The sequence below is a fragment of the Pseudomonas sp. Pseusp21 genome, from assembly GCF_059492145.1.
Window position 1 is genome coordinate 493,155 of the sequence record NZ_CP168520.1, and the last position, 13,562, is coordinate 506,716.

Here is a 13,562-nt window from a genome sequence, read left to right on the forward strand (position 1 = left end):
ATAACTGTTGGGCCGCGATTCGGCGTAGGCAAATGTAGGAAAACAGTACTAAAGCTGTGAGAAAAATGGATCCATGGTGCCGTTTTGGGGCAAACTCCCTGGTTTTCAACAGTTCGACAAGGCTGCCACATGTCCTCTCCGTCTTCGGTTGATGAGCAACGGTTTCGCAAACTCCTGACCCGCAACGTCAGTTTGCCGTTGGGCGTCGGCGTCATCAGTGCCGTGTTCTTCATTTCATTGATCACCTATTTGTTGTCCGTGATTCAGTGGGTGGAGCACACCGACCGGGTGATCAATAACGCCAACGAAGCGGTGAAACTCACCGTGGATCTGGAAACCGGCATGCGCGGGTATCTGCTCAGCGGCGACGAGCACTTCCTCGACCCGTACGAGACGGCCAAGCCCCGGATTGCCGTGGCACTCAACACGTTGCTTGAGCTGACTGCCGACAATCCGGCGCAGACCGATCGCCTGCGTCGACTTCAGGCGCTGCAAACCGAGTGGGCGACGTATGCGCAATCGATGATCGATCTGCAACGGGCCAGTGGCGATTACAAGTCGGCGGTCAAAGCGGGGAAGGGCAAGCGCCTGACCGATGAAATACGTAAACAGTTCGAAGATGTGATTGAAACCGAGCAGTTGCTGCGCGCCTCGCGCAACGAAGACGTGCGCCGCACCACGGTCTGGAGCATCAGCCTTTATCTGCTGTTCGTGGCCGGCATCAGCGGTCTGCTGGCCTATGTCGGTCGGCGCGATCTGGTCAACCTGTCGCAAAGCTATGGCGCGACCCTGGCGGCGCAAGAGGCCAGTGCAAAACGTCTGGAACAGCAAGCCTGGTTGCGCAACGGCCAGACCCAGCTCGCCGAGCAAGTGCTGGGGCAACTGACGGTCAATCTGCTGGGGCGCAATATTCTGCAATTCTGCGCCCAGTACCTCGGCACCGCCGTGGCCGCGTTGTATGTGCGCGAGGAACATGGCGGCCTCAAACGCGTGGCGACTTACGGATTCTCCCGCGAACAGGAACAGCAGAATCAATTGATCTACAGCGATGAAGGCCTTGTCGGACAGGTCGCACAGCAGGCTCGGCTGCTTCGTCTCGATTCAGTGCCGTCCGACTACTTCAAGGTCAGTTCCGGTCTGGGCGAAGGCCTGCCGCACAGCGTGCTGGTGGTACCTACCAGTGATGACGAGCGGGTCAACGGCGTAATCGAGCTCGGTTTCCTGCGTCCGCTCACCGACCGTGATGTGGCGCTGCTGGAACTGATCGCCGGCAATATCGGCACCTCCATCGAAGCGGCGCGCTATCGCCAGCGCTTGCAGGAAGTGCTGGCCGAAACCCAGCAACTCAACGAAGAGTTGCAGGTGCAGCAGGAAGAGCTGAAAACCGCCAACGAAGAGTTGGAGGAGCAATCGCGGATTCTCAAGGAATCCCAGGCGCATCTGGAAACCCAGCAAGTCGAGCTGGAACAGACCAACGAGCAACTGGCCGAACAGGCCCAGACCCTGGCCGAGCAGCGCGACGCCATGGACCAGAAGAACACCGAGCTCAATCTGGCCCAGGTACAACTCGAAGAACGCGCCGAAGAGTTGCAGCGCTCGAGCAAGTACAAGTCTGAATTCCTCGCCAACATGTCCCACGAGCTGCGCACGCCGCTGAACAGTTCGCTGATTCTGGCCAAGCTGCTGGCAGAAAACCCGCAGGACAATCTCAGCGCCGAGCAGGTCAAGTTTGCCGAGTCGATCTACTCTGCCGGCAACGATCTGCTCAACCTGATCAACGACATTCTCGACATCTCCAAGGTGGAAGCCGGCAAACTCGAGGTGATGCCGGAAAACACCAGCGTGGCGCGCCTGGCTGATGGCCTGCGCAGCGTGTTCGAACCGCTGGCCGCGGACAAGAAACTGACGTTCACCGTCGAGTTGCAGCCCGATGCGCCCATCACCTTGTTTACCGACCGCCAGCGTCTGGAGCAGGTGATCAAGAACCTGCTGTCCAACGCCGTGAAATTCACCGAACAGGGCACGGTCAGCCTGACCATCGCCGGCCAGCCGGACGATCGCATTGCTTTCATCGTGCGCGACTCGGGGATCGGGATTGCGCAGGATCAACAGGAAAGCATTTTCGAAGCCTTCCGCCAGGCCGACGGCACCACCAACCGCAAATATGGCGGCACCGGGTTGGGGCTGTCGATTTCCCGGGATCTGGCGACGTTGCTGGGCGGTTCAATCAGCGTCAGCAGCGCGCCGGGGCAGGGCAGTGCCTTCACCCTGGTGTTGCCGCAACAATACCGCGAGCCGGGCGACGCGCCGGTCGCGCCGCTGACGTTCAGCCCGCCCGCTGCCGCTCCGGTCATTGCATCCGCCGTGACGGTTTCGCCGCTGGCCTCTGTCGACATTCCGCGCTTCAACGATGACCGCAATAAAGCGCCGTTCGATACCCGCTGCATTCTGGTGGTGGAAGACGAACCGAATTTCGCCCACATCCTCTATGACCTGGCCCATGAACTGGGCTACCAGTGCCTGGTCGCGCACGGGGCGGATGAAGGTTATGACCTGGCGCAAGAGTTCGTGCCGGACGCGATCCTGCTGGACATGCGCCTGCCGGACCATTCGGGCCTGACCGTTCTTCAGCGTCTGAAGGAAAACGCTCAGACCCGGCACATCCCCGTGCACGTAATTTCCGTGGAAGACCGCGTCGAAGCGGCCATGCACATGGGCGCCATCGGTTACGCGGTCAAGCCGACCACTCGCGAAGAGCTCAAGGACGTGTTCGCCCGTCTCGAAGCCAAGCTCACGCAGAAGGTCAAACGTGTGCTGCTGGTGGAGGACGACGATCTGCAGCGGGAAAGCATTGCCCGCCTGATCGGCGACGACGACATCGAAATCACCGCTGTAGGCCTGGCGCAGGACGCGCTGGAGTTGTTGCGCACGACGATTTTCGATTGCATGGTCATCGATCTGAAGCTGCCGGACATGCTTGGCAACGATCTGCTCAAGCGCATGTCCACCGAGGACATCTGCTCGTTCCCGCCGGTCATTGTCTACACAGGGCGCAATCTGACCCGCGACGAAGAAGCCGAACTGCGCAAGTACTCGCGTTCGATCATCATCAAGGGCGCACGGTCGCCCGAACGTCTGCTGGATGAGGTCACACTCTTTCTGCACAAAGTCGAATCGCAGTTGTCCCATGAACGGCAGAAGATGCTCAAGACCGCCCGCAGCCGCGATAAGGTCTTCGAAGGACGCAAGGTGCTGCTGGTGGACGACGATGTACGTAATATTTTCGCCCTGACCAGTGCGCTGGAAACCAAGGGTGCAGTCGTGGTGATTGGCCGAAACGGTCGCGAAGCGATTGAAAAACTGAATGAAGTCGAGGACATCGACCTGGTGCTGATGGACGTGATGATGCCGGAAATGGATGGTTTTGAAGCCACCATGGAAATCCGCAAGGATCCGCGCTGGCGCAAGCTGCCGATCATCGCGGTGACGGCCAAGGCCATGAAGGACGATCAGGAGCGCTGCCTGCAGGCGGGTGCCAATGATTACCTGGCCAAGCCCATTGACCTGGATCGCCTGTTCTCGCTGATTCGCGTGTGGTTACCCAAGATGGAACGCATTTAGTGGAACGTAGTAATTCCGTTGAGCGGAACAGTGAAATCGAACTGCGGTTGCTGATCGAGGCGATTTATCTCAAGTACAGCTACGATTTTCGCGATTACTCCGGCGCTTCGATCAAGCGCCGTGTGCAACATGCGTTGAGCCAGTTCGAGTGCGCGACCATCTCGGCCTTGCAGGAGAAAGTCCTGCATGACCCGACGGCGTTCATGCAGTTGCTGCAATTGCTGACGATCCCGGTCAGCGAGATGTTCCGCGATCCATCGCACTTCCTGGCGATCCGTCAGGAGGTGGTGCCGCTGCTCAAGACCTATCCGTCGATCAAGATCTGGATCGCCGGTTGCAGTACCGGTGAGGAGGTCTACTCGATGGCGATCCTGCTGCGCGAAGAAGGCCTGCTTGATCGTACGATCATCTACGCCACCGACATCAACCCGCGCTCGCTGGACAAGGCCAAGCAGGGGATCTTTTCGATGGAGAACGTGCGCGCCTATACGGCCAACTATCAGCAGGCCGGCGGTCAGCGCTCGTTCGCCGACTACTACACTGCGGCGTACGGCTACGCGATTTTCGACAAGAGCCTGTGTGAAAACGTGACCTTCGCCGATCACAGCCTGGCGACCGATAGTGTATTCTCCGAAACTCAATTAATTTCATGTCGTAACGTGTTGATTTACTTCAACAAAAAACTTCAGGATCGAGCGTTCGGGTTGTTCCATGAATCGCTGTGCCACCGTGGCTTCCTCGTGCTGGGCAGCAAGGAAACCCTGGATTTTTCCGGCTATTCCAACCAGTTCGAACCGCTGGTGAAACAAGAACGGATCTACCGCAAATCATGAACAGTGCAGCGGATTTGCCTCGGGTCGAGGCGATTGTGGTCGGGGCTTCCGCCGGTGGCGTCGAGGCCTTGCTGACCATGCTTGGCTCGCTGCGGGCCGGGTTCGGTCTGCCGATCATCATCGTGCTGCATTTGCCGGAAGAGCGCCGCAGCCAGCTCGCCGAGGTGTTCGCCCGGCGGCTGGCGCTGCCGGTAGCAGAAGCCATCGATAAACAGGACATCACGCCCGGCACCGTGTACTTCGCGACGCCGGGTTATCACCTGTCGGTGGAGCAGGACCTCAGTCTGTCGCTGAGCCTTGAAGACCGCTTGCACCATTCGCGGCCTTCGATCGATTTCCTGTTCGAGTCCGCCGCTGATGCCTATGGGCCGGCGCTGGCCGCAGTGCTGCTGACCGGCGCGAACCACGATGGCGCGCGAGGCCTGGCGCAAGTCAAACGCCTGGGCGGGCTGACCATCGTGCAGGACCCCGACGAGGCGCAGGTCGCCACCATGCCTCGCGCGGCACTGAAAACGCATCAACCGGATTACATCCTTCCCATACACGGCATCGGCCGTCTGCTTGTCGAGCTGGAACGAATCGCATGCTGAGTAATATCCAGGCAAAACTGCTGATCGTCGACGATCTGCCCGAGAACCTGCTGGCCCTCGAAGCGCTGATCAAACGCGAAGACCGCACCGTCTACAAAGCGCTGTCGGCGGACGAAGCGCTGTCGCTGCTGCTGCAACACGAGTTCGCCATGGCCATCCTCGACGTGCAGATGCCCGGCATGAACGGCTTCGAACTGGCCGAATTGATGCGCGGTACCGAGAAAACCAAAAACATTCCAATCATCTTCGTCAGCGCCGCTGGCCGCGAACTCAATTACGCGTTCAAGGGCTACGAAACCGGGGCGGTGGACTTCCTGCACAAGCCGCTGGACATCCATGCGGTAAAAAGCAAGGTGAATGTCTTTGTCGATCTGTACCGCCAGAGCAAGGCGATGAAGCAACAGGTCGAAGCGCTGGAGCAGAGCCGTCGCGAACAGGAAGCGCTGTTGCAGCAACTGCAAAGCACCCAGGGCGAACTGGAGCAGGCGGTACGCATGCGTGACGATTTCATGTCGATCGTCGCCCATGAAGTGCGCACGCCCCTTAACGGCCTTATCCTCGAAACCCAACTGCGCAAGATGCACTTGGCCCGGGACAACGCTGCCGCGTTCACCCTCGACAAAATGCACGCGATGGTTGACCGCGACGAGCGCCAGATCAAAAGCCTGATCCGGCTGATCGAGGACATGCTCGACGTCTCGCGGATCCGCACCGGCAAGCTGTCGATTCGCCCGAGTCGCTTCGATCTCGCGCAGTTGGTGAGCAACTTGCTGCAAAACTTTGCGCAACAGATCGAGGCGGCGGAAACCACCGTTTCCTTCGAAGCGGAGAGTCCGGTCGAAGGCTGCTGGGATGAGTTTCGCATCGAACAGGTGATTTCCAACCTGCTGACCAATGCCTTGCGTTATGGCGGTAGAAGCCCGATTCAGGTGCGCGTCTATCGCCAGGGCAACCAGGCACGTGTCGAGGTCCAGGATCACGGCATCGGCATCAGCGAGGAAAATCAGAAACGTATTTTTCAACAGTTCGAACGCGTCTCCGCCAAGACGGTGGTGGCCGGCCTCGGACTGGGTCTGTTCATCTCCGAACAGATCGTCGCCGCCCATGGCGGCTTCATCGTCGTCGAAAGCAAGATCAACGAGGGCGCCCTGTTTCGCGTTTGTCTGCCGCTCCAGGAAAACGGCGAAACAAACGCAACCTCTGAGTGACCGCACGGTCGTATCAGCAGCTATTGACCGAACAAAGGCTTCCCATGAGCGTAGATGCACAAGATGTAGTACTCGTCGTCGAGGACGAACCGGTGATCCTGATGGTGCTGACAGACTATCTGTCAGGGCAGGGCTATCGCGTATTGCAGGCCGAGAACGGCGAGCAGGCGTTCGAGATTCTGGCGAGCAAGCCGCATCTGGATATGTTGATTACTGATTTTCGTTTGCCGGGAGGCATCTCGGGCGTGCAGATCGCCGAACCCGCCGTCAAATTGCGCCCTGATCTGAAGGTGATCTTCATCAGCGGCTATCCGCAGGAAATCCGCGAGACCGGCAGCCCCATCACCCGCCGGGCGCCGATCCTGGAAAAGCCGTTCGATCTGGATGTATTGCAGGAGAAGATTCAGGAACTGCTGGCCTGAGGCGTGAACCGCCTCAGCTCTTGATCATCTCCCGCACCTTCGCCGTCAGCAGATCGAAGGTGAACGGCTTGGTGATCATCTGCATCCCGGAATCAAGGAACCCGCCGCGCACAGCGGCGTGTTCAGCGTAACCGGTAATGAACAGAACCTTCAGGTCGGGCCGGTATTGCCGGCCGATTTCCGCCAGTTGCCGGCCGTTCATGCCCGGCAGGCCGACGTCGCTGATCAGCAGATCGATACGCTGCTCCGAATCCAGAATCGGCACGGCACTGTCGGCATCGCTGGCCTCGACAAATCCATAACCCAGTTCGCTCAACACTGCACTGACCAGCACCCGCACGGCCGGATCGTCTTCGACGATCAATACGGTTTCGCCTTCCACGGCGTCGGGCGCCTGCTCCGTGTGCGTTGGCGCGTGAGACAACGATTCGCCCTGGAAGCGCGGCAGATAGAGTCTGACGGTGGTGCCCTCGTCGATTTTGCTGTCGATCGAGACGTGGCCACCGGATTGCTTGCTGAAACCGTAGATCATCGACAGACCCAAGCCGGTGCCCTGGCCGATCGGCTTGGTGGTGAAAAATGGGTCGAATGCGCGATTGATCACGCTCTCGGGCATGCCGCAACCATTGTCGGTCACGCTCAATAGGACGTAATCGCCGGGCTTCAGGTTGCTGTAAGCGGCGGTGAAATCGCTTCCCAGCACCTGATTGCTCGTCTCGACTACCAGATTGCCGCCGTCGGGCATCGCGTCGCGGGCATTGATAACCAGGTTGAGCAGGGCGCTTTCCAGTTGATTGGGGTCGGCCTCGGCTACCCACAATTGTTCGTGCAGGCGCATGTCCAGTTGAATGCTTTCGTTGAGGCTGCGTTGCAGCAGTTCGCCCATCGATTGCACCAGATCGTTCATCTTCACCGCTTTTGAGTCCAGTGACTGGCGACGGGAAAATGCCAATAGACGGTGAGTCAGGCCGGCGGCGCGGTTGGCGGAGGTCACGCCGAGGTCGATGAGACTGTCGAGATCCTCCGTGCGGCCACGCGCCAGTCGACGGCGAATCAATTCGAGGCTGCCGATGATGCCGGTCAGCATGTTATTGAAGTCATGGGCGATACCGCCGGTCAATTGACCGACCGCTTCCATTTTCTGCGACTGACGTAGCGCTTCCTCGTTGTGCCGCAGTTGCGCCGTGCGTTCCTCGACTTGTTGCTCGAGGGTTTCCAGGGTCGATTGCAGGCGCCGTTCGCTCTCGCTCAGATCGATCAGGCGGTCGCGGGCCTCGTATTGTCGTCGTCGACCGCGCAGGGCGGTGGAGATCAGGCTGACCAGCGTCACCGGATGGAAGGGGCGTTCAAGAAACGTCACGTTACCCAGTAACTTGCTGAGCTGCGAAGAGGGGCCCTGTCCGGATCCGCCGTGATGGGTCAACAACACAATCGGCAGATCTGACCAGGCAGGCTGTTGCTCCAGATATAACAGCAGGGATTCCAGTTCCGGGCCATGCAGGGCTTCGACGGCGATCAACAGCAGCCCGGCGCCGGGTTCCAATTCGTTGCACAGGGTGGCCAGATCGGGAGTGATCAGGCCACCGTATCCGGCCTCGTTGAGGATCATCAGAGCAACCTGGCTGTCGCGACCCTGGGGTGCAAGTATCAGCGCCCGTTCCGACAGCGGCACGGTGACGGTCACAAGTTTTCATCCTTAAGCAGCGGGTTACTCGCGCCTAGGTAGGTGGGTACGCCACGCAGCACGCCCTGGAAAGCTTCCAACGGCTCACCGATGGTCATGCCTTGTTTGGAAATGCGGAATTCGCGGATGGTCGATTCATGGCTGCCGGTGCGTTTCTTGATGATCGAAATCGCCCGGCGAACCTTGCCGAGGGCTTCGAAATAGCGCAGCAAAATCACAGTGTCGGCGAGGTAAGTGATGTCGACCGGGGCCTGCATGTCGCCGACCAGACCGTGTTGAGCGACGGTCATGAACGTCGCGGCGCCTTTGCGGTTCAGGTACAGCAGCAATTCGTGCATGTGCAGTACCAGCGCGTTCTCTTCCGGCATCGCGGCCTGATAGCCGTTGATGCTGTCGATCACCACGGTCTTGATGTCACCTTCATCGACGCAGCGTCGCACCCGGTGAGAGAACTCGCCGGGGGACAATTCGGCGGCGTCCACTTGTTCGATCAGCAGATTGCCGGTGGCCTGCAAAGCCTTGAGGTCAATGCCGATGTTGTTCATGCGCTCGAACAGCAAGCCCAGCTCTTCATCGAAAATGAACAGCGCAGCCTTTTCACCACGCGCCACGGCCGCTGCCGCGAAAATCATGGTGATCAACGATTTGCCGGTGCCCGCCGGGCCCAGAATCAGTGTGCTGGAGCCGGTCTCGATACCGCCACCCAGCAAAGCGTCCATTTCCTTGATACCGCTGGACAGCTGCAGGCGTGGGTAATCGCCGCGATGCTCCGCCGCCACCAGACGCGGGAAGACGTGCACGCCATCGCCCATGATGGTGAAGTCATGGAAGCCGCCACGGTACTTCTGGCCTCGGTACTTGATCACCCGCACGCGACGGCGCTCGGCGCCATAGTTGGGGGTCAGTTCTTCGAGGCGAATCACGCCGTGAGCGACACTGTGAACGGTTTTGTCCAGGGATTCGGTGGTCAGGTCATCCAGCAGCAATACCGTGGCGTCGTAGCGCACGAAGTAATGCTTGATCGCCAGAATCTGTCGACGGTAGCGCAGGGAGCTTTGCGCCAGCAGGCGGATTTCCGAGAGGCTGTCGAGCACCACACGGGTGGGTTTGAAGCGCTCGACCACTTCGAAAATCTGTTTGGTCGCCTCGCCCAGTTCAAGATCAGAGGAATAGAGCAGGCTTTGATGATGCTCGGCGTTAAGCAGGCTTTCCGGGGGCGTCAGCTCGAAAATCTCGATATTTTCGTTCAGTTCCCAACCGTGGGACGCTGCGCCCTGGCGCAACTCTCGCTCGGTTTCGGATAGCGTGATGTACAACGAACGTTCGCCGGCTCGGGCGCCGGCCAGCAAGAAATGCAACGCGACTGTGGTTTTACCGGTTCCAGGCTCGCCCTCCAGCAAGAAAACGTGACTGCGGGACAAACCACCGGCCAGGATATCGTCCAACCCTTCGATGCCGGTGGCGGCTTTTGCACTGATCAACGCGTTCGATGTAGACAAAAAATGCCCTCTCATGACTAGGGGAAACGAGGCAGCGGGCGCCGAACGCCGTTTTGGCACTGCCTGATTACTTGACCTTTTGCCGTGACGACGGTTCCGATTTTCTTGCGGGATGTGTCGAGAAGGCCGCTAGAGGCCTTGCTGAAGCGAAGGATCGTCGGGATTCATCTGTTCGAGCTGGGCCAGCAGAATCTGCACGTTCTGCAACTGACCGCTTTCTTTCCAGTAATTGATCAGAAGCACCCGCGCCTTGCGATCGGCGGGGTGACGCTGGACGATTTCCTGCAACTGCTTTTGTGCCGCTTCCAGTTCTTCGGCGCTGTGCAAGGTGGTGGCGAGGTCGTAGCGGTAATCCTTGTTGTCGGGCTCGAGTTCCACGGCCTTGGACAAGCCGAGCAGGGCGTACTCGCGTTGATCGTGGTGCAGCAGCCAGAGGCCCAGGGCATGTTGCAGATAGGCCGAGTCGGGCTGGGCCTTCAGTTGTCGGGCGAGCAGTTGTCGGGCAGCGTCGCTCTGGCCCTGACGGTCGAGCACTTCGATCTGCATCACCAGCGCCGGCAGGTTGCCGGGGTCGAGGCGCAGGGTTTGTTCCAGCGCTTGCTGTGCCTGTTTCAATTCAGCGTTGTGCAGATAAAGGCGCGCCAGTTGAGCGTAATTGGCAGCGCTTTCCGGCTGGGCCCTGAGCGCCTGCTCCCACACGTCGATGCCTTGCTGGAGCGGGGCGAAATACAGGCCCAGTTGATCCGGAGACAAGCCGAGCAGGGCGTTGATTGCGGCGAAGCGTAAGGTTTGATCTTCATCGTCGAGCAACGGGCCCAGCAGCAGGCTGCGCTGCCCGCCCGGCACCAGGCCGGTCACGCTTTTGATCGCGGCCAGTCGAACGTCCGGCGATTCGTTTTGCAGATCGGCATCCGCCAGTTTCAGGGCCTGGGGGCTCGGGTAGTTGGGCAGCTCGGCGTGCAGCCAGACACGCCGTTTGACTGAAAGATCCGGGCGCCCCAGTTGCTGGTACAGCATCCGCGCAGCCCCCGGTTGACCGGCACGAGCAGCGGCCAGCGCTTCGCTGTAACCGTGTTTGATCGCCTCCGGCACAACCGGCGCAGTGCTGCGCAAAGACAGCCAGGCGACGATCAGGACCAGCGCAAGGCCGAGGCTGATGAGCAAATAGCGGCGAGACTGAGGCATGCGAATTTCCGAAACTTTCGTTTTGCAGCGGAGGTCGCAAGCTTCTGTCAGCTCGCGCCGTGAGTCAAACCCTCTGCCCGATATGGCCTGCTACAGGCGTTGAATCGACCTACAGCTTGTGTCGACCCTGTTTGCCGTCATCCTCTCCATGCAGTGTCTACGCTTGCAGAAGTTGTTTCTACGAGGCCATCCATGCAGTCCCTGCTCATTTATTTCAAGGCAGTCATCCACCCCAGCCAGGCAGTACTGCTGTTTGGTTTGCGCACCATTGTCGCCGGATTGCTGACCTTGTACCTGGCGTTTCTGTTCGATCTCGACCAGCCGAAATGGTCGATCATGGCCGTAGTGATCATCAGCCAGCCACTGGCCGGGATGGCGCTGGCACGCAGCTTCGGGCAAATCATCGGGACAACCCTTGGCGCGGTGGTGGCAGTGCTGCTGATGGCGATCTTTCCCCAGGCGCCGTTGCCGTTCATCACGACCCTGGCGCTTTGGCTGGCCCTGTGCACTGCCGGCGGCACGTTATTGCGCTATACCAGTTCCCAGGCGTTCGTGCTTAGCGGGTACACCGCCGTGGTGGTGGCGCTGCTGGCGATTCCGGATCAGGACGGCACCTTTCTGCTGGCGGTGACCCGGGTCACCGAAACCTTGCTGGCGGTGGCGTGCGTATGCGTGGTCAGCCTGTTGACGGCGCGGCCCGAAGCGGTATCACGCAACTATTTCGCGAAGGTTGATCAGGTGATCAAGCTCGCCGCCACCCATGCCGCCGCTGTGCTTCGCACCGAAGAAAGCGAAGCGGACTTTCAGCGCCGGCAAATGCAGCTGCTGGGGGAAATCAGCGCCCTCGAAGGTCTGCGCCGGCACTTGTATTTCGATGCTCCACGCCTGCGCAGCGCCAACAATCTGGTGTTGTTGCTGGGCAATCAACTGATGCTGCTGACCTCACGCCTGACCGCGCTGCGTCACCAGCGGGAGCTGCTCACTGAGCGATGGGAGGGCGACCTGCCGCTGGAAATCCAGCAATTGCGTGCAGAAGAACTGGCACTGCTCGACCAGCTCGCACTGCAAGGGCGCTCATTGCCGGCCGAGGCGCGGCACCAGTTCGTCGCGCTGCAACAGCAGTTCGAAGGGCTCGCCTACAGGGCCGAACAATTGACGGAAGACATGAGTGCAACCCTGCGCTCGCTGGCGTGGGCATTGCGCTGGGAACAGGCGCGGCTGTTGCAGCAACTGGAGCAGATTCTCGAACTGAGCGATGCGATACAGGAAGGGCGGGAGGCCAGTTGCATGTTCCGTGGCCAGTCCAGCCCCTTGCACCTGGATTTCACCCTCGCGACGATGAACGCCATCCGCGCCTTCAGCGCATTGTTGGTGGCCGGACTGATCTGGATCGAAACCGCGTGGGACGGCGCGCGGGGCGGGATGATTCTGGTGGGGATTCTGTGTTCGTTGATGGCGACGTTTCCGCGCCCGTTGATCGCCGCGCAGAGTTACGCCCGAGGGCTGGGACTGGCCTTGGTGGTGTCGGCCTTCTATCAGTTCATGCTGGTCCCGGCGATCAGCGATTTCGAAATGTTGGCCTTGTTGCTAGCGCCTTTGCTGTATGTGATCGCAGTCGGACTGTCCAGCCCGGCCACCGCCGGTATCGGCATGGGGCTGGGGCTGTCGAGCTTCCTGATGCTCGGCCCGCAGAACGTCGGCACCGGGCAGAACACCGCCATTCAATGGTTCGAATTTGCCGGGGCCTACGTCAGTGCGGCGATGCTGGCTCTGATCGTCTACGCCTGGATTTTCCCGTTCCGCCCGGCGCTGCGCATCCGGCGCTTCTACAACGAAGCGCGGGAGCAGGTCTACCAATTGACCAAGAGCCCGGCCACCGATGAACAGCAATTCGCCTTCGAAAGTCGCATGGTCGATCGCCTGACCTCGATGCTTGGCGTGCTGCCAGCCGCCAACGATCAGGACATGCAGCGCCTGTATGAAATCAGCCTCGCCTGTGTAGCGCTGGGCGTGGCCATGCACCAGCTCAGGCAACAGGCGCAAAACAATGCTCTGCTTACGGACGATTTGCATCGGCAGCTGTCGACGGCATTGCGTCAGACCGGCCGTTTCGTCGCCGGCCGACCGGATGTGCGCCTGACACCGTTACTGGCTACGCTGCATGCGCTCGGCGATGAGCTGGATGCCTTGCATGTCGCCACCCATGCGCACTTGTGGTCGGTATTTCGCATGCGCGTGGCCCTGTTGATCGTGGTGTCGTTTCTGGAACGACATGGCGAGCATTTGCAGCCCGACCGATCTGAAGGAGAGCCCATCCTTGCCCATTGATTTCGAGATCGGCGGCGTTTACCTGCCGCCTATCGCTCAGGCCTTGCTGCTGGCCATACCGGTTTTTCTGCTGCTCGACTGGGGTTTGCGCCGGCTCGGCGTCCTGCGTTTTGTCTGGCATGAGGCGCTGTTCGAAGGCGCCCTTTATGCCTGTGTGTGCGCCGCACTGATTCTGCTGATGGGAGCCTGAAA

10 protein-coding genes are annotated in these 13,562 nt (G+C 59.9%); 7 read left to right on the forward strand and 3 right to left on the reverse strand.

Annotated features, from left to right (window positions below):
• Nucleotides 1-129 precede the first annotated feature (129 nt).
• The 5 genes from ACEN93_RS02185 to ACEN93_RS02205 are packed head-to-tail and all read left to right on the forward strand — an operon-like array spanning nucleotide 130 to nucleotide 6,674.
• Nucleotides 130-3,621, forward strand: coding sequence for a response regulator (locus tag ACEN93_RS02185; RefSeq protein ID WP_495610970.1), 3,492 nt, complete (start codon nucleotides 130-132; stop codon nucleotides 3,619-3,621).
• Nucleotides 3,621-4,454, forward strand: coding sequence for a CheR family methyltransferase (locus tag ACEN93_RS02190; RefSeq protein ID WP_039768267.1), 834 nt, complete (start codon nucleotides 3,621-3,623; stop codon nucleotides 4,452-4,454). The genes ACEN93_RS02185 and ACEN93_RS02190 overlap by 1 nt, the downstream gene beginning before the upstream one ends.
• On the forward strand, nucleotides 4,451-5,044 hold the full coding sequence (locus ACEN93_RS02195) for a chemotaxis protein CheB (protein ID WP_039768269.1): 594 nt from the start codon (nucleotides 4,451-4,453) through the stop codon (nucleotides 5,042-5,044). Before ACEN93_RS02190 ends, ACEN93_RS02195 begins: the two co-directional genes overlap by 4 nt.
• Entirely contained in the window at nucleotides 5,038-6,252 is a 1,215-nt protein-coding gene (locus ACEN93_RS02200; RefSeq protein ID WP_103386110.1) for a hybrid sensor histidine kinase/response regulator, read from the forward strand. Before ACEN93_RS02195 ends, ACEN93_RS02200 begins: the two co-directional genes overlap by 7 nt.
• A 44-nt stretch (nucleotides 6,253-6,296) precedes the next feature.
• The gene (locus ACEN93_RS02205) at nucleotides 6,297-6,674 is read left to right on the forward strand and encodes a response regulator (protein ID WP_007954537.1); all 378 of its coding nucleotides are present in this window, start codon (nucleotides 6,297-6,299) and stop codon (nucleotides 6,672-6,674) included.
• Nucleotides 6,675-6,687: 13 nt separating this feature from the next.
• On the opposite strand, the gene ACEN93_RS02210 is transcribed toward ACEN93_RS02205, so the two are convergent.
• The 3 genes from ACEN93_RS02210 to ACEN93_RS02220 all read right to left on the reverse strand — a co-directional run bounded on the left by ACEN93_RS02210 (nucleotide 6,688) and on the right by ACEN93_RS02220 (nucleotide 11,042).
• Nucleotides 6,688-8,358 carry an ATP-binding protein gene (locus tag ACEN93_RS02210; protein WP_103386109.1) on the reverse strand — a complete coding sequence of 557 codons (1,671 nt, stop codon included), beginning with the start codon at nucleotides 8,356-8,358 and terminating at the stop codon, nucleotides 6,688-6,690.
• The gene (locus ACEN93_RS02215) at nucleotides 8,355-9,857 is read right to left on the reverse strand and encodes an ATPase domain-containing protein (RefSeq protein WP_490841580.1); all 1,503 of its coding nucleotides are present in this window, start codon (nucleotides 9,855-9,857) and stop codon (nucleotides 8,355-8,357) included. Before ACEN93_RS02215 ends, ACEN93_RS02210 begins: the two co-directional genes overlap by 4 nt.
• A gap of 129 nt (nucleotides 9,858-9,986) precedes the next feature.
• Nucleotides 9,987-11,042, reverse strand: a complete 1,056-nt coding sequence (locus ACEN93_RS02220; RefSeq protein ID WP_495610971.1) for a tetratricopeptide repeat protein — start codon at nucleotides 11,040-11,042, stop codon at nucleotides 9,987-9,989.
• A 192-nt stretch (nucleotides 11,043-11,234) separates the two neighbouring features.
• Between ACEN93_RS02220 and ACEN93_RS02225 the strand changes: the two genes are divergently transcribed.
• On the forward strand, nucleotides 11,235-13,370 hold the full coding sequence (locus ACEN93_RS02225; RefSeq protein ID WP_495610972.1) for an FUSC family protein: 2,136 nt from the start codon (nucleotides 11,235-11,237) through the stop codon (nucleotides 13,368-13,370).
• Nucleotides 13,360-13,560, forward strand: coding sequence for a DUF1656 domain-containing protein (locus tag ACEN93_RS02230; protein WP_039768281.1), 201 nt, complete (start codon nucleotides 13,360-13,362; stop codon nucleotides 13,558-13,560). Before ACEN93_RS02225 ends, ACEN93_RS02230 begins: the two co-directional genes overlap by 11 nt.
• The last annotated feature ends 2 nt before the right edge of the window (nucleotides 13,561-13,562 follow it).

What these genes read in the sequence shown, in the direction of transcription:
- ACEN93_RS02185 (WP_495610970.1), top strand. Translation starts at nt 130, where the DNA reads ATGTCCTCTCCGTCTTCGGTTGATGAGCAACGGTTTCGCAAACTCCTG.
- ACEN93_RS02195 (WP_039768269.1), top strand. Translation starts at nt 4,451, where the DNA reads ATGAACAGTGCAGCGGATTTGCCTCGGGTCGAGGCGATTGTGGTCGGG.
- ACEN93_RS02200 (WP_103386110.1), top strand. Translation starts at nt 5,038, where the DNA reads ATGCTGAGTAATATCCAGGCAAAACTGCTGATCGTCGACGATCTGCCC.
- ACEN93_RS02205 (WP_007954537.1), top strand. Translation starts at nt 6,297, where the DNA reads ATGAGCGTAGATGCACAAGATGTAGTACTCGTCGTCGAGGACGAACCG.
- ACEN93_RS02220 (WP_495610971.1), bottom strand. Translation starts at nt 11,042, where the DNA reads ATGCCTCAGTCTCGCCGCTATTTGCTCATCAGCCTCGGCCTTGCGCTG.
- ACEN93_RS02225 (WP_495610972.1), top strand. Translation starts at nt 11,235, where the DNA reads ATGCAGTCCCTGCTCATTTATTTCAAGGCAGTCATCCACCCCAGCCAG.